A 17,669-nucleotide genomic window follows, 5' to 3' on the forward strand; every position below is an offset into this window, starting at 1 on the left:
CTTCCCGGCTCAGTAGACCGGCAGGGTCCGCGGGCCGAGGTCGTCGCGGGCGGGCGGGGGCGCGAGGCGTACGGAGGCGCTCAGGACGCTGACGCCCCGCGGGGCGACCACGACGGGTTCCAGGGTGACCGCGACGACCTCGGGGTGGTCGTCGACCAGGCGGGACACGCGCTGCAGCAGTTCCTCCAGGGCCGGGGTGTCCACGGGGGTGGAGCCGCGCCAGCCGAACAGCAGCGGCGCCGTCCGGATCGACCTCACCAGGGAGGTCGCGTCCCGGTCGGTCACCGGGACCAGCCGGTGCGCCATGTCGCCGAGCAGCTGGGAGGCGGCACCGGCGAGCCCGAAGGAGAGCACCGCCCCGGCCGCGGGGTCGATCACGGCCCGTACGACGGTGTCGACGCCCCGCGGTGCCATCGTCTGCACCACCGGCCGCAGCTCGTCGGGGCCGCCGAACAGCCCGGTCAACTCGGCGTACGCCCAGCGCAGTTGCTCCTCATCGGCGAGGTCGAGGCGTACGCCGCCGAGGTCGGCGCGGTGCCTGAGGTGCGGGGCGGTGGCCTTGAGGGCCACGGGGTAGCCGAGGGCGCGCGCGGCTTTGGCGGCGGCGTCCGGGTCGGGGGCGGGCAGCGCGCGGTGCACCCGGATGCCGTACTTGCCGAGCAGCTCGCAGGTCTCCTCCGTGCCGAGGGTGAGGCCCTGCCCGCGTGCGAGCAGCCCGTCGATCAGCCGGGCCGCCCCCTTCTCGTCGATGTCGTCGTACTCGGGCACCTTCCCGGGGTCGGCGGCCTCCCTGCGCCACTGCGCGTACTTCACGGCCTCGGCGAGGGCGCGGACGGCCCGCTCGGCGGCGGGGTAGGCGGGGATCAGGCGCGAGCAGTTCTGCTCGGTGGCCGCGGCCGGGGCGGGCCGGGGCACCTCCGCCGCCGCGGGCGGTCGTCCGGCGGGCCGGTGGGGGTCTTCCCGCTCGGGTGCGGCCGGTGCCGTACTGGCCGCCGCCGACAGCGCCTCCGCGAGGCCCCCGAGCTCCACGTGCACGACGAGCACCGGCTTCCCCGGTACGCCGGCGGCGGCCGACCGCAGCGCCTGGGCCAGCTCCGCGTCCCCGGGCGACGCCTCCCCGATGGCCGGTATGGCGGTCACCACGACCGCGTCGCACGTGTCGTCGGCCAGCGCCTGGGACAGCGCCCTGTGGAAGTCCTCCGCCGAGGCCTCCGTCGTCAGGTCGAGCGGCCGCGAGGGCCGCAGCCCCTCTGCGAGGCACTGGTCGTACGTCAGCAGCCCGAGCGACTCCGAGTTCCCGAGGATCGCCACCCGCGGTCCGGGGGGCAGCGGCTGCCGGGCGAGCAGCAGCCCCGCGTCGACCAGCTCGGTGATCGTGTCGACCCGGATCACCCCGGCCTGCCTGAGCAGCGCGGACACGGTCGCGTGCGGCAGCCGGGTGGCCCGTACCGCATGCCCCTGCGGGGCTGACCCGGCGCCCTGCACCACCACCAGCGGCTTGGCCGCGGCGGTCCGCCGGGCGAGCCGGTTGAACTTGCGGGGGTTGCCGATGGACTCCAGGTACATGAGGACGACGTCGGTGTCCGGGTCGTCGTACCAGTACTGCAGGACGTCATTGCCGGAGACGTCCGCGCGGTTGCCGGACGACACGAAGGTGGACACGCCGGTGACGCCGGTGACGCCTCCGCCGCGCCGGTGCAGCCGGGACAGCAGCGCGATGCCGATGGCACCGGACTGGGCGAAGAGTCCGATGTGGCCCGGGCGTGGCATCTCGGGGGCGAGGGAGGCGTTGAGCCGGACGTCCGGCGAGGTGTTGATGATCCCGAAGGCGTTCGGCCCGATGATCCGCATGCCGTACGTGCGGGCCTGCCGGACCAGTGCGCGCTGCCGTTCGCGCCCGTCGGGCCCGGCCTCCGCGTACCCGGCGGAGAGCACGACGAGGCCCTGCACTCCGTGCTCGCCGCACTCCGCGACCACCTCGGGCACGTGTTCGGCGGGCACGGCCACGACGGCCAGGTCCACGGGGCCGTCGACGTCCCGCACCGAGCGGTACGCGGGCACGCCGTCGACCTCCTTCAGGTCCTCGGGGAAGGCCCGGTTCACGGCGTACAGGTGTCCGGTGTAGCCGGCGGCCCGGATGTTGCCGAGCACACCGCGTCCCACTCCCCCGGGCGTGCGCCCGGTACCGACCACGGCGACCGCACCCGGCACCAGCAGCCGCCGGACCGAGCGCGCCTCGGCGCGCTGTTCGCGCGCGTACTGGACGGCGAGCGAGCGGTCGGTGGGTTCGAGGTCGAACTCCAGGCGTACGACGCCGTCTTCGAAGCTGCGTTTCTGGGTGTACCCGGCGTCCGTGAACACCTTGATCATCTTGGTGTTGGCGGGGAGCACCTCGGCGGCGAAGCGGCGGATACCTCGCTCGCGCGCGACGGCCCCGATGTGCTCCAGCAGGGCGGAGGCGACCCCGCGGCCCTGGTGCGCGTCCTGCACCAGGAAGGCGACCTCGGCCTCGTCGGAGGGCCCGGAGGCGGGCATGCCGTCGGCGTCGATGCGGTCATAGCGTACGGTGGCGATGAACTCGCCGCCGACCGTGGCCGCGAGTCCCACCCGGTCCACAAAGTCGTGGTGCGTGAAGCGGTGGACGTCCTTGGCGGACAGGCGCGGGTACGGGGCGAAGAAGCGGTAGTACTTCGACTCGTCCGAGACCTGTTCGTAGAAGCTGACCAGCCGGTCGGCGTCATCGACGGTGATGGGCCGAATGCGCGCGGTGCCGCCATCGCGCAGCACCACGTCCGCCTCCCAGTGGGCGGGGTACTCGTGCCGGTCCTGCCGGTCCGCCGGGGTCTGCATGGGCCCCAGAGTACGGCTCGCGTCCGACAACGGCGCGAGGCAGTCTGTGGAGGACGGCGTCGGATCGAGGCCGCGATCCGACGCCGGCTCCGGACGGGACGAAGCTCCGTCCGGGCATGTGTCGTGAATATGGGAAACTGGTCTAGACAACAGAGCGGTCTAGGCAACACCGAGAACTGAAGGGCAGCAACACATGGCTGAGCGCCGCGTCAACGTCGGCTGGGCCGAGGGCCTCCACGCCCGCCCCGCCTCCATCTTCGTCCGAGCCGCCACGGCCGCAGGCGTGCCGGTGACGATCGCCAAGACCGGCGGCACTCCGGTCAACGCGGCCTCCATGCTGGCCGTCCTCGGCCTCGGCGCCCAGGGCGGCGAGGAGATCGTGCTCGCCTCCGACGCCGAGGGTGCGGACGCCGCCCTGGACCGTCTGGCGAAGCTGGTCTCCGAGGGGCTCGAGGAGCTGCCCGAGACCGTCTGAGCCCGGACCGCACAGAACGGCGGAGCCGCGTCGCCCTTTCCGGGCGGCGCGGCTCCGCCGTTTCACCGGGAATTCCGGGCGCACCACGAATTCGGACAGGGGGAAATACACCTCGCCGAATTACTCCTCTTTGTATACGGCGCCCGTGTTAATGCCGCAGGCTCGGCATGTTTACGGCTTGTTGCGAAGTCCTCACACGTTCCGGGCGGTCGGCGCCGCCCGGGAAACGCAGCCGGTGGGCGGCCGTCGCCCGCTCGGTGTGCAGCAAGGTGATCGCCCGCGCGCGTTCGCCGTCGCCGCGCGCCACCGCGTCCACGATGGCGCCGTGCTCCGCCCAGGACTCCACCGGATCGGCGGGTGCCTCCACCGCGTACATCCAGGCGATCTTGTGCCGCAGCTGGGTGAGCACGGAGGTCAGTGCGTGGCTGCCGGAGGCCTGGGCCAGCGTCTCGTGGAACCAGCCGCCCAGGGAGCGCAGATCCTCGCTGCTGCCCCTGCGGGCCCGCTCCTGACCCAGTCTCACCAGGCCGCGCAGCACCTTCAGATGGGCCTCCGTGCGCCGTTGGGCGGCCCGGGCGGCACCGAGCGGCTCCATCAGCACGCGCATCTCCAGCAGGTCGGCGGCCTCCTGCTCGGTCGGTTCGGCGACGCACGCGCCCGCGTGCCGCCGGGTCACCACGAAGCCCTCGGCCTCCAGGGTGCGCAGGGCCTCGCGGACGGGGACGCGCGAGACGCCGTAGCGGCGGGCGAGGAGCTCCTCGGTGAGCCGGCCGCCGCGCTCGTAGACACCGGCCACGATGTCGTCCCGGATCGCCGTGCATACCGAGTGCGCCGGAATACGCATACCGACCTCCGCCAATAATCCCCGTGAAACGCCGCCGATTGACGTCCGTTCCGTGACTCTATTGCAATGGGCGGGAATTTCCGACGGCGGGTCGGAATCCATGGAGTTTTTTTGGACAGTGGCGGCCGGCAAGGTGGCGCGGAAACCACGAAAGCCCCGGCTCTCGGGCCGGGGCTTCGGGTGGGGGGTGGATCTTGGGGGAACCGAGAGATCCGGGGGGATCCCGGGTCAGACGTTCACGCCGTGCTTGCGGAGGTAGGCGATGGGGTCGACGTCCGAACCGTAGTCGGGGCCGGTGCGGGCCTCGAAGTGGAGGTGCGGCCCGGTGGTGTTGCCGGTCGAGCCGGACAGGCCGATCTGCTGGCCCGGGGTGACCTTCTGGCCGACCGAGACCCCGATGGACGACAGGTGGCCGTACTGGGTGTACATGCCGTCGGCCATCTTGATCACGATCTGGTTGCCGTACGCCCCGCCCCAGCCGGTGGACACCACGGTGCCCGCGCCGACCGCGTGGACGGCGGTGCCGCTCGCGGCGTGGAAGTCGATACCGGTGTGCGAGCCGGACGACCACAGGGAGCTGCTGGCCTGGTAACCGGTGGAGACGTACGAGCCGGTGATCGGCGCGACGAACTGGTTCAGCCGCTTGCGCTCGGCCGCACGGGCCGCCCGTGCCTTGGCCTCCCGCGCTGCCTCGCGCGCCTTCTGCGCCTGCTCGGCGGCCTTCTTGCGCGCGGCCTCCTCGGCCGCCTTCCGCTCGGCGGCCTCCTTCTGGGCGTCGGCCTGGGCGTCGATCTGCTCGGGCACCGAGTCGCTGATGGTGATGACCGGGGTGAGGGCGGTCTGCTCGGGCGCGGGCGCGGGCTCGGCGGCGAGCGCCGGAGCGGCGAGGGCGCCGATGGCGCCGGTGGTGGCGAGGGCCGCGACGCCCGCGGCGCGGGCGGTGGTGCGGTGCATCCGGCCGGGACGGCGGTGCTTCCCGGTGGCGCGGGTGAACGCCATGAAGTGGCTGATCCTTTCCTTCCTTCTCGCCTACCGGGTTAGCTGACGGGTTCGGAGCAGGAAGGTCTCCTACGGGCCCCCTCGCGGTGTGCGCGGGCGTCCGATTCACCCCAAGGGACGATGGGTCCCCGGCTCCCCTGGCTCGCGCCGTACGGGGACTCGGCGATGGCTGTCCGGTGCCGCGGGTGCGGCGCGATGCCTGACGAACAGCCCGGACGACGCTAAGCGGCGCACCTTTCAATCCTCAAACGCAACAGGGCTTTTGTAGCGCATCCCACAGGGCAGACAGGCAACCTCCGCCCCAATTCGGACATCCTGCTCAGACTTCGGGAACACCGTGGGGCCCTGGCGATCCATCGGTCACCAGGGCCCCACGCGCGCGTGCCGCTGCCGCGCGGCTGCCGGCCTTGCCGGGCTTGCCGGTTACTCGGCGGTCACGACGGAGACCTCGCCGACGCCGAGCGCCTCGACGGGCTCCTTGATCTGTGCCGCGTCCCCGACCAGGACCGTCACCAGGCGGTCCACCGGGAAGGCGTTGACGACCGCGGCGGTCGCCTCCACCGTGCCGGTCGCGGCGAGCTGCCGGTACAGCGTCGCCTGGAAGTCGTCGGGCAGGTGCTGCTCGACCTGGTCGGCCAGCGTGCTCGCCACGGCGGCCGCCGTCTCGTACTTCAGCGGCGCCACCCCGACGAGGTTCTGCACGGCCACGTCGCGCTCGGCGTCGGTGAGCCCCTCCGCGGCGAGCGTGCGCAGCACCGTCCACAGGTCCTGCAGCGCGGGACCGGTGTTCGGGGTGTCCACGGAGCCGCTGATGGCGAGCATCGAGGCGCCGTTGCCCTCGGGGCCGGACCTCAGGACCTGCCCGAACGCGCGCACGCCGTAGGTGTAGCCCTTCTCCTCGCGCAGCACACGGTCCAGGCGGGAGGTGAGGGTGCCGCCGAGGCAGTAGGTGCCGAGCACCTGGGCGGGCCACACGCGGTCGTGCCGGTCGGGGCCGACGCGGCCGATGAGCAGCTGGGTCTGGACGGCGCCCGGACGGTCGACGATGACGACGCGTCCGGTGTCGTCGGCGGTCACCGGCGGCACCGGGCGGGGCTGGGCCGAGGAGCCCTGCCAGACGCCCAGGGTCTCGCCGAGCAGCGCGTCCAGATCGATGCCGGTCAGGTCGCCGACCACCACGGCGGTGGCGGTGGCGGGCCGCACATGCCGGTCGTAGAAGGCGCGGACGGCGGCCGAGTCGATCTTGGCGACGGTGTCCTCGGTGCCCTGGCGCGGCCGGGACATGCGGGAGGTCGCCGGGAAGAGCTGCCGGGACAGCTCCTTGGCGGCCCGGCGGGAGGGGTTGGCCAGCTCGTGCGGGATCTCGTCGAGGCGGTTGCGCACCAGCCGCTCGACCTCGCCGTCGGCGAACGCGGGCGCCCTGAGGGCGTCGGCCAGCAACCCGAGCCCCTTGGCCAGGCGGGAGGCCGGGACCTCCAGGCTGAGGCGGACGCCGGGGTGGTCGGCGTGCGCGTCGAGCGTGGCGCCCGCCCGCTCGAGCTCGGCGGCGAACTCCTCGGCCGAGTGCTTGTCCGTGCCCTCGGAGAAGGCCCGGGCCATGATCGTGGCGACACCGTCCAGACCGGTCGGCTCGGCGTCCAGGGGGGCGTCCAGGAGCACCTCGACGGCGACGACCTGCTGGCCGGGGCGGTGGCAGCGCAGGACGGTCAGGCCGTTGTCGAGCGCGCCGCGCTCGGGGGCCGGGAACGCCCACGGCCTGGCCTCGCCCGCCTGGGGCTGCGGGTGGAACTCCATAGCGGCGAGCTCGCTCACTTGCCGGCCTCCTCGTTCGCGTTCTGGTCGGCGTCCGCTTCCACGGTGGCCTCGGACTCCGGGTCCTCGGGTACGTCCACGTCCTCGGTCTCCTCGGCGGCCTCCGCGGAGACCGGCTCGTAGACGAGCACCGCGCGGTTGTCGGGGCGCAGGCGGGCCTTGGCGACCTCCTGGACCTCCTCGGGGGTCACCTCGAGGACGCGCTGGACGGCCGTGAGGGCGAGCTGCGGGTCGCCGAAGAGGACCGCGTACCGGCACAGTTCGTCGGCGCGGCCCGCGACCGTGCCGAGCCGGTCCAGCCACTCGCGCTCCAACTGGGCCTGGGCGCGCTCCATCTCCTCGGGAGTGGGGCCCTCCTCGGCGAACCGGGCGAGCTCCTCGTCGATCGCGCTCTCGATGACCGGCACCTCGACGTCGCCGGAGGTCTTCACGTCCAGCCACCCCAGGGAGGGCGCCCCGGCCAGCCGCAGCAGCCCGAAACCGGCCGTGACCGCCGTGCGGTCACGTCGTACGAGCCGGTTGTACAGGCGGGAGGACTCGCCGCCGCCGAGAACGGTGAGCGCCAGGTCGGCCGCGTCGCACGCGCGCGTGCCGTCGTGCGGAAGCCGGTAGGCGGCCATCAGGGCGCGCGCCGGGACCTCCTCCACGACGACCTCGCGCAGCTGCTCGCCGATGACCTCCGGCAGCGAGCCGTCGCGCGGCTGGGGCTTGCCGTCGTGGCCGGGGATCGAGCCGAAGTACCGCTCGATCCAGGCGAGGGTCTGCTGGGGGTCGATGTCCCCGACGACGGAGAGGACGGCGTTGTTCGGCGCGTAGTAGGTGCGGAAGAACGCGCGCGCGTCCTCCAGCGTCGCCGCGTCCAGGTCCGCCATGGAGCCGATCGGCGTGTGGTGGTAGGGGTGGCCCTCGGGGTAGGCCAGGGCGGTCAGCTTCTCGAACGCGGTGCCGTACGGCACGTTGTCGTAGCGCTGCCGGCGCTCGTTCTTGACGACGTCCCGCTGGTTCTCCATGGACTCGTCGTCGAGGGCGGTGAGCAGCGAGCCCATGCGGTCGGCCTCCAGCCAGAGCGCGAGCTCGAGCTGGTGGGCGGGCATGGTCTCGAAGTAGTTGGTGCGTTCGAAGCTGGTGGTGCCGTTCAGCGAGCCGCCGGCCCCCTGCACCAGTTCGAAGTGACCGTTGCCCTTCACCTGCCCGGAGCCCTGGAACATCAGGTGCTCGAAGAGGTGAGCCAGACCGGTACGTCCCTTGACTTCGTGACGGGAGCCGACGTCGTACCAGAGGCAGACGGCCGCGACGGGGGTCAGGTGGTCCTCGGAGAGCACCACGCGCAGACCGTTGGCCAGCCGGTGTTCGGTCGCTGTCAGGCCCCCGGAGCCTGCCTCGGCCGTGGTCGTGTGACCCATGGGCATGTACGTCCCTTCGCTCGCGGAGGCGGTCGTGAAACCGCGGTGTTCCTGCCGGTCCTGCCACCATATGCAAGCGTGCGCACGCCCGGCGAAGTTCCCGCGGGACGTACGCCGACAGCGGATCGCGTAGCCTGCGGGCAGCCCTGCCGCGGCCGGGGCCTGTCCGGTACTCCCCGGGGCCGGGCCGGACCGCGCGGCACCGGGTCACGGCCCGCGCTGTCAGTGCCGCGGTCCACAATGGTCAGCGTCATATCCCGTCAATCGCTTCAGCAAGAGCGAGCCGAAGGGTGAGCGACCCGTAGGCGAGCGACCAGAAAAGAGGAGCCGGCAGCGATGGCCCGCCGCAGCACGAAGACCCCGCCGCCCGACGACTCGTACGAGGAGAGGATCCTCGACATCGACGTCGTGGACGAGATGCGTGGCTCCTACCTCGAGTACGCGTACTCGGTCATCTACTCGCGTGCCCTGCCGGACGCCCGCGACGGCCTCAAGCCCGTGCACCGCCGCATCGTCTACCAGATGAACGAGATGGGCCTGCGTCCCGAGCGCGGGTACGTGAAGTGCGCCCGCGTCGTCGGCGACGTGATGGGCAAGCTCCATCCGCACGGCGACGCGTCGATCTACGACGCGCTGGTGCGCATGGCGCAGCCGTTCTCCATGCGCGTGCCCCTGGTGGACGGACACGGCAACTTCGGCTCGCTGGGCAACGACGACCCGCCGGCCGCCATGCGGTACACCGAGTGCCGGATGGCCGCGGCGACCAGCCTGATGACCGAGTCGATCGACGAGGACACGGTCGACTTCGTCCCCAACTACGACGGCCAGGAGCGGGAGCCGCTCGCCCTGCCCGCCGCCTTCCCGAACCTGCTGGTCAACGGTGCCTCCGGGATCGCGGTCGGCATGGCCACCAACATGCCGCCGCACAACCTGCGCGAGGTCGTCGCGGCCGCCCGCCATCTGATCAGGCACCCGAACGCCGACCTCGACGCCCTGATGCGGCACGTCCCGGGCCCCGACCTGCCCACCGGTGGCCGGATCGTCGGCCTGGACGGCATCCGGGACGCGTACGAGACGGGTCGCGGCACCTTCAAGATCCGCGCCACGGTGGCGGTGGAGACCGTCACCGCGCGCCGCAAGGGTCTGGTCGTGACGGAGCTGCCCTTCTCCGTCGGCCCGGAGAAGGTGATCGCCAAGATCAAGGATCTGGTCGGTTCGAAGAAGCTGCAGGGCATCGCCGACGTCAAGGACCTCACCGACCGCGAGCACGGCCTGCGCCTGGTCATCGAGATCAAGAACGGCTTCGTCCCGGAGGCCGTCCTGGAGCAGCTGTACAAGCTGACGCCGATGGAGGAGTCCTTCGGTATCAACAACGTCTGCCTGGTCGACGGCCAGCCGCTCACCCTGGGTCTGAAGGAGCTGCTGGAGGTCTACCTCGACCACCGCTTCGACGTCGTGCGGCGGCGCAGCGAGTTCCGCCGCGGCAAGCGCCGCGACCGCCTGCACCTGGTCGAGGGCCTGCTCACGGCCCTGGTGGACATCGACGAGGTCATCCGGCTGATCCGCTCCAGCGAGAACTCCGCGCAGGCGAAGGAGCGCCTGATGGAGCATTTCTCGCTGAGCGAGGTCCAGACCCAGTACATCCTCGACACGCCGCTGCGGCGCCTGACCCGTTACGACCGCATCGAGCTGGAGGCGGAGAAGGACCGGCTGAACACGGAGATCGAGGAGCTGACCCGGATCCTGGAGTCGGACGCCGAGCTGCGCAAGCTGGTCTCGAACGAACTGGCGGCGGTGGCCAAGCAGTTCGGCACCGACCGGCGCACGGTCCTGCTGCAGTCCGCGGGCACCACGGTGGCCACGGTCCCGCTGCAGGTGGCGGACGACCCGTGCCGGGTGCTGCTGTCCTCCACGGGGCTGCTGGCCCGTACGGCGAACAGCGAGCCCTTCGCCGAGGACGCCGACGCCCGGCGCGCCAAGCACGACGTGATCGTCTCGGCGGTGCCGGCCACCGCGCGCGGCGAGGTGGGCGCGGTGACGTCGGCCGGCCGGCTGCTGAGGATCAACGTGGTCGACCTGCCGCAACTGCCCGACACGGCGACGGTGCCGAACCTGTCCGGCGGTGCGCCACTGGCGGAGTTCGTCTCCCTGGAGGACGACGAGACGGTGGTGTGCCTGACCACGCTGGACGAGTCGTCCCCGGGCCTCGCGCTGGGCACGGCACAGGGCGTGGTCAAGCGCGTGGTGCCCGACTATCCGTCCAACAAGGAGGAGTTGGAGGTCATCACGCTGCGGGACGGGGACCGGATCGTCGGCGCGGTGGAGCTGCGCACCGGCGAGGAGGACCTGGTGTTCGTGACCGACGACGCCCAGCTGCTGCGTTTCCAGGCGTCCATCGTCCGCCCGCAGGGCCGTCCGGCCGGCGGCATGGCGGGCATCAAGCTCGCCGAGGGCGCCAAGGTGATCTCCTTCACCGCCGTCGATCCGGCGGTGGACGCGGTCGTCTTCACGGTGGCGGGCTCGCGCGGCACGCTGGACGACTCCGTGCAGACGACGGCCAAGCTCACCCCGTTCGACCAGTACCCGCGCAAGGGCCGGGCCACCGGTGGCGTGCGCTGCCAGCGGTTCCTGAAGGGTGAGGACTGCCTGTCCCTCGCGTGGGCGGGACCGGCCCCCGCGCTGGCTGCGCAGAAGGACGGCACCCCGGTCGAGCTCCCCGAGCCGGACCCGCGCCGGGACGGTTCGGGTGTCTCGCTGCCGAAGACGGTGTCGGTGGTGGCGGGCCCGGTGGTCTAGGGCCTGTCCGGCGGATCAGGTCGCAGGGCAGGGCGGTGCGTCATCGGCGCTGGTGAGCGGGGCGAATGGGGGTGCCCCCGCGCGAGCTCATTCGAGCGTGGGGGAGCGTCCGGCTGCAAGGCGGAGGAGGGCGTCGACGCGATGGGGGTCCCCCCGCTCGAGCGGAGCCGAGGGTGGGGGAGTCGGCAACCGACGACAACGTCGGTGGGGGCACCGCCCGCTCGAGCGAAGCCGAGAGTGGGGGAGGGCGTGCCAAGTCCCGCGTCTGCGGCATGATCCGCCGGACAGGCCCTAGGCGGGCGGGTCCTCGCGGTCGTGTCCCTCGGGGGCCTTCGGGCCCTCGGGGTCGGGGACGTAGCGCAGGACGCCCCACATGGCATGCTCGTCGGCGTGCGGGGTGTCGTTCCCGCACGCCTCGAGTTCCTTGCGGAGGGTGGGCGGGTCGATGTCGCTGCCGATGAGGACGAGCTGGGTCAGGCGGGCGTCGGCGGGGCTCCAGGGCTCCGGATAGAACCGCAGGAAGCGGCCTACGGCGTGCACGGCGTAGCGGTTGCGGGTGTCGTACGGGCCGAAGTCGACGTACCCCTTGATCCGGTAGAGCCCCTCGGGCCGGCTGTCGAGGAAGGCCATCAGCCGGCGTGGTTCGAGGGGGACTTCGCTGACGAAGGACAGGCTGTCGTACCCGGTGTGCAGATGACCGGCGTGGTCGTCGTCCCCATGGGTGTGCAGGTCGTCGAAGGACAGCTGGCCCACGCGTTCCTCGCTCGGCCGGCAGTCGAAGAGGAACCCGGGGTCGATGCGGCCGTAGGTGGCGGGGACGACGGCGGCGCGGTCGGTGAGGGAGCGCACCAGGCCGAGGACGTGCTCGCCGTCCGCGGCACGGTCGAGCTTGTTGACCACCACGAGATCGGCGAGGGCGAGATGCCGGTCGATCCCGGGGTGCTTCGCGCGCGTGTCGTCGAACTCCGCGGCGTCGACGACCTCGACCAGCCCGCCGTAGACGATCCCGGGATGCTCGCTGGCCAGCACCATCCGGACGAGTTCCTGCGGTTCGGCGAGTCCGCTCGCCTCGATGACGATGACGTCGATGCCGGTGGCGGGGTTCGCGAGCCTCTCCAGGTACTCGTCGAGTTCGCTCGCGTCGACGGCACAGCACAGACAGCCGTTGCCGAGCGAGACGGTGGAGTCGCCGAGCGCTCCCGCGACCGCCATGGCGTCGATCTCGACGGCTCCGAAGTCGTTGACGATCGCCCCGATGCGGCTGCCTCCGCTGCGGTGCAGGAGGTGGTTGAGGAGCGTGGTCTTCCCGGAGCCGAGGAAACCGGCGAGTACGACGACCGGGATCTGCTGCGGACTGCGGCTTTGCTCCAACGTGCGGCCTCTCTCACGCGGACGCGCGCACCGGCTCACGGTCCGGCGCACGGTACGGGGACGGAATGCCGACCCAGGATACGAGCGGTCGGAAACACCGCGAAGTGAACGATTGCCAGCGGGTTCAGCGGGGCAGACGTCGGGCATGGCGTCGAGGCGTGCGACCCCACTTCCCTCCGTGCGCCGCCTCTCCGCCTCCCCGCCGCTCGGAGCCGCTCGGCACTCTGGGAGACGGCAAGCGCCGCCCAGAGCTCGCCGGTCCCCTCCAGTCGACCCGATCCCGGCAGTCGACCCGCGTCCCGACGACCGGCGGACGGCTGCCTGATTCGGGGGTTGACATGGCCACACAGAAGACGGGGATGCGGGGGCTCGGCTGCGCCGCGGCCGCGGCCCTCGCGCTCTCGGTCACCGGAACCGTGGCTTCTCTCCTGGCACACCGCCGCGCCGTCGAGGCACTCGTCCGCGCGAACACCGAGTTGCTGCGGCGCCTGGACACCCTGGAGGAGCAGCGCCGGCAGGCCGGGCGGCGCACGGACCTCGTCGAGTACCAGCGCGATCACCGGCGGCTTCTGCGGGCGGCGATGGAGGACCAGGAACTGCTGCTCGTGCTGGACACCTACGAGGCCGACCTCTCCCCTCAGGTCCAGAAGCAGTACCTGTTCGCCAACGCCCTCTACGTGCACGCGCTGAACGGCTACCGCATGGGGCTGCTGACCCGGGGGGAGCTGCGCGGCCACATCCGCATGCTCTTCCAGAACCCCACGGTGCGCGCCTACTGGGAAGCCACCCGGCCGCACCGGGCGAGCCTGCGGGAAGACTCCTCGGCCGGATGACGGACGAGTTGCTGCTGGAGCTGGACGAGGCGGACACGGAGGAGTGGTGGGTCGTGGGTGACTCCCCCGCGGACTGACACGTCTGGGCCCGCGTCGCTGCGGACCGTGGCGTGTCGGCGCTGGGTCAGCGTGATGCACCCATGTCACTCGCTCAGGCTACGAGCCCGGCCCCGCACGCGATCTCCTCAGGCTAGGTTGTCGGTCGCCTGCACCGGAGCACACCCGCCGTCGCAGCAGGCCCGACCGCTGCCACCCCCCGGGACCCACCCCGCTCCGGGCGGCCGGCAGGAGGACAGCAATTGACCGACCCAAGCAAGGACCGGGATCGACTTGAAGATCGTGCGCCGCATTGGTGCCTCACCTCGTGAGAGAGGGAGCGTGACCGGGCAGTCCTGCCCGGACATCTTTGAACTGCAGGACGGGAGCTTCGCCGTGATCGGTACGGACCGCACGGCGGCGTTGGACGCCGAGTTGCCCGCCGACGCCGCTCGTGCCGACTACGAACGGATCGTGGTGATCAGCCGCGACACCCTCGTCCGCGCGAAAGCGGACATCCCTGACGCGTAGCAGCACGGCGACCGGGGAGCCCGATCACCACGACACTTCGGCGGACGACGGGTGGCGGGCGGAGGGCTCCCCGGGGCAGCTCTCCCCGCTCGGACCTCAGGCCACCGTCGGCACCGCGACGGGCGGCCGGGGTCCGACGTACCGGGCCGCCGGACGGATGATCTTCGAGTCCGCCGCCTGTTCCAGGACGTTGGCGCTCCAGCCCACCACCCGGCCGGCCGCGAAGGTGGGTGTGAACATCTCGCGCGGCAGCCCGCACAGTTCCATGACCACGCCCGCGTAGAACTCGACGTTCGTATGGAGTTCACGCCCGGGCTTCAGCTCGGCGAGGATCGCCTCGACCCTGCGCTCGACCTCGACGGCGAAGTCGACGCGCGGCCCGCCGAAGCCGAGGGCGATGTCGCGCAGCATCCGCGAACGGGGGTCCTCCGTGCGGTAGACCGCGTGCCCGAAGCCCATGACGCGCTCCCCCGCGAGGACCCGTTCCCGGATCCAGGAGTCGATCCGCTCCGGCGTCCCGATCGCGTCCAGAGCGTCGAGGGCACGGCTCGGCGCACCCCCGTGCAGCGGCCCCGACAGCGCTCCGACGGCACCCACCAGGCAGGCCGCCACGTCCGCGCCGGTCGACGCGATGACCCTGGCCGTGAAGGTCGACGCGTTGAAGCCGTGATCGATGGTTGAGATCAGGTACTGCTCGATCGCGCGGGCCCGCCGTGGGTCCGGTTCCGAACCCGTCATCATGTAGAGGTAGTTGGCCGCGTAGGAGAGGTCCTCGCGCGGGTCCACCGGATCCAGCCCCCGCCCGAGCCGGTAGAGGGCCGTGAGCAGGGTGGGCACGGCCGCGCAGGCGGCGACGGTGTCCGCGCGGCGCTGGTCGGCGTCGATGTCGTACACCGGCCGGAACCCCTTCGCCGCGCCGAGGAGCGACAGGGCCGTGCGCATCCCGGCCAGCGGACCGGAGGCGCGGCTCGCCGCCGCGAGAGCGGGCAGCGCGGTGCGCACCTCCTCGGGCAGCCGGCGGAGCCCCGCGGTCTCGGCGGCGAAGGCGGCGCCGCGCTCGGCGTCCGGCAGTTCGCCGTGGACCAGGAGATGCCAGACGTCCTCGAATCCGCGCGTGCGAGCGAGGTCGACGGCGGAGTACTGGCGGTAGTGGTAGAAGCCCTCGCGCCCCCGCACGTCACCGATCCGGGTGTCGGTGACGACGACGCCCGCGAGTCCACGCGGCACGTCGACGACGGTGGCTGCGGCCCTGTTGTCGGTCATGTCTCTTCCTCCCTGATCTTGATCAGACGATCGATGATTGATTAATCACTGTCAATATTGATTGAATCAATGTTGAGTGGGCGGCTACCGTGGCTCCCATGCGCGATCAAGACCCCGCTTCCGGCCGTGCGGAGCGTCGGCTGAGCACCAGGGAGACCGCCGAGCTGCTCGGGGTGAAGCCCGAGACCGTGTACGCGTACGTCAGCCGCGGTCAGCTGAGCAGCAGGCGGGCGCCGGGGGGCCGCGGCAGCACCTTCGACGCACAGGAGGTGGCGGCGCTCGCCCGGCGCAACAGGCGGGAGGGCGGCGTGAGTACGGGGGCGGGGGGTGAGCTGTCCGTTCGGACCCGGATCACGTTGATCGACCAGGACCGGTACTTCTTCCGGGGGGTCGACGCCACCGAACTCGCCACGCGTCACTCCTACGAGGAGGTCGCCGAGTGGCTGTGGACGGGGCGGATGCGTCCCGGCGTCACGTTCGCGGCCCCTGAACAGGCCGTCGCCGCTGCCCGCCGCGCGGTGCGGTCACTGCCCGAGCACACCTCCCCCGTCGACCGGCTGCGGGTCGCGGCCATCGCCGCCGCCGCCGAGGACCCGATGCGCTTCGACCTGTCGGAGGAGGCCGTGCTCGGCACCGCGCGCGTGCTCATCCCGACCCTCGTCGCGGCCCTGCCCCAGCGCCCCTCCGCGGCCCGCCCGGAGGACGGCCCACTCGCCCGCCGGCTCTGGAGCCGGCTGACCGGGTACGCGGCCGACGAGGCGTCCCTGCGGGTCCTGGACACGGCGCTCGCCCTGCTCGCCGACCACGACCTGGCCGCCTCCACGCTCGCCGTGCGGGTGGCCGCCTCCGCCCGTGCGCACCCCTACGCGGCCGTCTCCACCGGGCTCGGGGTGATCGAGGGCCCGTTGCACGGCGCCGCCAGCGGCCTCGCCCACCGGCTGCTGCTCGACGTGCTGGAGCAGGGCACCGCCGTGCCGGTCATCGCCGACGAGCTCCGGGCCGGCCGCCGTATCCCCGGACTGGGCCACCGCCTCTACCCGGGTGAGGACCCACGCGCGCGTGTGCTGTTCGCACTCCTGGAGCAGGTCCCGCGCGCCGAGTCCGCGCTCCTCGCGGCCCGGGACATCGTCGCCACCACCGCCCGCCACACCCCACTGCACGCCAACGTGGACCTGGCCCTCGCCGTGTTCACCGTGGCCACCGGCATGCCCGCCACCGCCGGAGAGACGATCTTCGCCGTCGCCCGGACCGCCGGCTGGATCGCGCACGCGCTGGAGGAGTACGGGGAGCGTCCGCTGCGCATGCGCCCGAGCGGCCACTACGTCGGCCCGCCGCCTCCTCAGCCCGTGCCCGAGTAGGACACGAGGACGGCCGGAAGTCACCTTGAGGCAAGCCAGGTTAGGCTTACCTGCGTGAGTAGGTGTGCGACCGTCTCCCGGAGCCTCGACGAGCCCGTGTCCGGTACCGCGGCCACGGCGACGACATGGCTGCTGCTGGAGCAGCCCGGCCCGTGGGGTGCCAAGGCGCTCACTTCGAGCCACCTGGACCCCGCGCTGGGCCGCGCCCTGGAGGCCGCCGCCGAGGGCACGGGCGTCCGGATCGCGCTCATCCGCCGCCCCGGCCGGCACGCCGACCCCGGGACACCCGCCGTGCGCCAGGTGTACGTGGCCCACACGGTCCCCGGAGACGGATGGCTGCACCACGCCACCACCCGTGATCCGCTCCAGCTGCTCGGTCTCGACTTCGCCGCCCTGGGCGCCGGTGACCACCGCAGCTTCGGCGCGGCGCTCGGCGGCCGCCCGCACGAGGACGGTCCGCTCGCCCTCGTCTGCACCAACGGCAAACGCGATCGCTGCTGCGCCCTCCTCGGCCGCCCCCTCGCGGCCGAACTCGCCGCGTCCGGTGTACGGGGCGCGTGGGAGGTCACTCATCTGGGTGGCCATCGCTTCTCACCGACCGTGCTCGTGCTGCCGTACGGATACGCCTACGGCCGGGCCGAGGCCCATGCCGTCAAGGAGGCCCTGCACGCCGCCCAGGAGGGTCGTGTGGTGGTCGAGGGGTGCCGAGGGCGGTCCGCCTGGGAGCGGCCCGGCCAGGCGGCCGAGCTGGCCGTGCGCTCGGCGACGGGCGAATGCGCGGCGGACGCGCTGAGCGTCGTACGGACTCAGGGCGCCGCGCCGCGCTGGGAGGTGACCGTCGCCCATGCCGACGGCCGCCACTGGCGGGTGACCGTGGCCCAGGGCACCTCCCTGCCGCCCCGTCCGGAGAGCTGCGGCGCCTCCGTGCTCGGTTCACCGGCCCGGATGGACGTGGTGGCGGTGCGGGAACTGACGGCCGCGCGGCTGGCGGGCTGAGCGCTCCGCGCGGACCTGTTCCCCGGAAGCGGCCTCACGATTTCCCCAAGAACTGGTCAAGAGATCCACGCCACACCCCTTCGGCAGCACCCGTCCGCCCAC

The 17,669-nt window shown here is 72.4% G+C and carries 13 protein-coding genes and 1 riboswitch; of the genes, 6 read left to right on the plus strand and 7 right to left on the minus strand.

The genetic code is table 11. From position 1 onward, the window contains the following. Positions 1-9: 9 nt before the first annotated feature. The gene (locus ACFY0F_RS27340) at positions 10-2,850 is read right to left on the minus strand and encodes a GNAT family N-acetyltransferase (protein WP_388799569.1); all 2,841 of its coding nucleotides are present in this window, start codon (positions 2,848-2,850) and stop codon (positions 10-12) included. Positions 2,851-3,043: 193 nt separating this feature from the next. On the opposite strand from ACFY0F_RS27340, the gene ACFY0F_RS27345 reads away from it, so the two are divergent. After that, positions 3,044-3,325, plus strand: coding sequence for an HPr family phosphocarrier protein (locus ACFY0F_RS27345; RefSeq protein ID WP_361799811.1), 282 nt, complete (start codon positions 3,044-3,046; stop codon positions 3,323-3,325). 148 nt (positions 3,326-3,473) lie between these two features. Here ACFY0F_RS27345 and ACFY0F_RS27350 read toward each other — a convergent pair whose 3' ends face one another. The 4 genes from ACFY0F_RS27350 to ACFY0F_RS27365 form a co-directional block, all read right to left on the minus strand. After that, positions 3,474-4,169: a GntR family transcriptional regulator gene (locus ACFY0F_RS27350; protein WP_388799572.1), complete on the minus strand. Its 696-nt coding sequence runs from the start codon at positions 4,167-4,169 to the stop codon at positions 3,474-3,476. Between the two features lie 228 nt (positions 4,170-4,397). Next, positions 4,398-5,168, minus strand: coding sequence for a M23 family metallopeptidase (locus tag ACFY0F_RS27355; RefSeq protein ID WP_388799575.1), 771 nt, complete (start codon positions 5,166-5,168; stop codon positions 4,398-4,400). Between the two features lie 13 nt (positions 5,169-5,181). Continuing rightward, positions 5,182-5,343, minus strand: a riboswitch (cyclic di-AMP (ydaO/yuaA leader). A gap of 248 nt (positions 5,344-5,591) precedes the next feature. Beyond that, positions 5,592-6,980, minus strand: coding sequence for a M16 family metallopeptidase (locus ACFY0F_RS27360; protein ID WP_388799578.1), 1,389 nt, complete (start codon positions 6,978-6,980; stop codon positions 5,592-5,594). Continuing rightward, the gene (locus ACFY0F_RS27365; protein WP_388799580.1) at positions 6,977-8,389 is read right to left on the minus strand and encodes a M16 family metallopeptidase; all 1,413 of its coding nucleotides are present in this window, start codon (positions 8,387-8,389) and stop codon (positions 6,977-6,979) included. Before ACFY0F_RS27365 ends, ACFY0F_RS27360 begins: the two co-directional genes overlap by 4 nt. Positions 8,390-8,719: 330 nt before the next feature. On the opposite strand from ACFY0F_RS27365, the gene ACFY0F_RS27370 reads away from it, so the two are divergent. Continuing rightward, the gene (locus tag ACFY0F_RS27370; protein WP_388799582.1) at positions 8,720-11,179 is read left to right on the plus strand and encodes a DNA topoisomerase (ATP-hydrolyzing) subunit A; all 2,460 of its coding nucleotides are present in this window, start codon (positions 8,720-8,722) and stop codon (positions 11,177-11,179) included. A gap of 291 nt (positions 11,180-11,470) precedes the next feature. Here ACFY0F_RS27370 and ACFY0F_RS27375 read toward each other — a convergent pair whose 3' ends face one another. Beyond that, entirely contained in the window at positions 11,471-12,550 is a 1,080-nt protein-coding gene (locus tag ACFY0F_RS27375) for a CobW family GTP-binding protein (RefSeq protein WP_388799584.1), read from the minus strand. Between the two features lie 338 nt (positions 12,551-12,888). On the opposite strand from ACFY0F_RS27375, the gene ACFY0F_RS27380 reads away from it, so the two are divergent. Further along, on the plus strand, positions 12,889-13,383 hold the full coding sequence (locus tag ACFY0F_RS27380) for a DUF6082 family protein (protein WP_388799586.1): 495 nt from the start codon (positions 12,889-12,891) through the stop codon (positions 13,381-13,383). Between the two features lie 330 nt (positions 13,384-13,713). After that, positions 13,714-13,950, plus strand: coding sequence for a hypothetical protein (locus ACFY0F_RS27385; RefSeq protein ID WP_388799588.1), 237 nt, complete (start codon positions 13,714-13,716; stop codon positions 13,948-13,950). A 96-nt stretch (positions 13,951-14,046) separates the two neighbouring features. Here ACFY0F_RS27385 and ACFY0F_RS27390 read toward each other — a convergent pair whose 3' ends face one another. Then, on the minus strand, positions 14,047-15,213 hold the full coding sequence (locus ACFY0F_RS27390; protein WP_388799590.1) for a citrate synthase: 1,167 nt from the start codon (positions 15,211-15,213) through the stop codon (positions 14,047-14,049). A 98-nt stretch (positions 15,214-15,311) separates the two neighbouring features. Here ACFY0F_RS27390 and ACFY0F_RS27395 point away from each other — a divergent pair, with 98 nt between their 5' ends. Both ACFY0F_RS27395 and ACFY0F_RS27400 read left to right on the plus strand, forming a co-directional pair. After that, a complete protein-coding gene (locus ACFY0F_RS27395; RefSeq protein ID WP_388799591.1) occupies positions 15,312-16,571 on the plus strand; it encodes a citrate synthase family protein in 1,260 nt (419 codons plus the stop codon). A gap of 54 nt (positions 16,572-16,625) precedes the next feature. Continuing rightward, complete coding sequence (locus tag ACFY0F_RS27400; protein ID WP_388799593.1) at positions 16,626-17,567, plus strand: sucrase ferredoxin; 942 nt, start codon at positions 16,626-16,628, stop codon at positions 17,565-17,567. The last annotated feature ends 102 nt before the right edge of the window (positions 17,568-17,669 follow it).

This window comes from Streptomyces sp. NPDC001544 (genome assembly GCF_042894285.1).
Taxonomy (GTDB): Bacteria; Actinomycetota; Actinomycetes; order Streptomycetales; family Streptomycetaceae; genus Streptomyces.

Excerpts from the sequence above, each read along its gene's own strand:
- ACFY0F_RS27355 (WP_388799575.1), bottom strand. The coding sequence starts at position 5,168 with ATGGCGTTCACCCGCGCCACCGGGAAGCACCGCCGTCCCGGCCGGATG.
- ACFY0F_RS27370 (WP_388799582.1), top strand. The coding sequence starts at position 8,720 with ATGGCCCGCCGCAGCACGAAGACCCCGCCGCCCGACGACTCGTACGAG.
- ACFY0F_RS27350 (WP_388799572.1), bottom strand. The coding sequence starts at position 4,169 with ATGCGTATTCCGGCGCACTCGGTATGCACGGCGATCCGGGACGACATC.
- ACFY0F_RS27345 (WP_361799811.1), top strand. The coding sequence starts at position 3,044 with ATGGCTGAGCGCCGCGTCAACGTCGGCTGGGCCGAGGGCCTCCACGCC.
- ACFY0F_RS27365 (WP_388799580.1), bottom strand. The coding sequence starts at position 8,389 with ATGCCCATGGGTCACACGACCACGGCCGAGGCAGGCTCCGGGGGCCTG.
- ACFY0F_RS27390 (WP_388799590.1), bottom strand. The coding sequence starts at position 15,213 with ATGACCGACAACAGGGCCGCAGCCACCGTCGTCGACGTGCCGCGTGGA.
- ACFY0F_RS27340 (WP_388799569.1), bottom strand. The coding sequence starts at position 2,850 with ATGCAGACCCCGGCGGACCGGCAGGACCGGCACGAGTACCCCGCCCAC.
- ACFY0F_RS27380 (WP_388799586.1), top strand. The coding sequence starts at position 12,889 with ATGGCCACACAGAAGACGGGGATGCGGGGGCTCGGCTGCGCCGCGGCC.
- ACFY0F_RS27395 (WP_388799591.1), top strand. The coding sequence starts at position 15,312 with ATGCGCGATCAAGACCCCGCTTCCGGCCGTGCGGAGCGTCGGCTGAGC.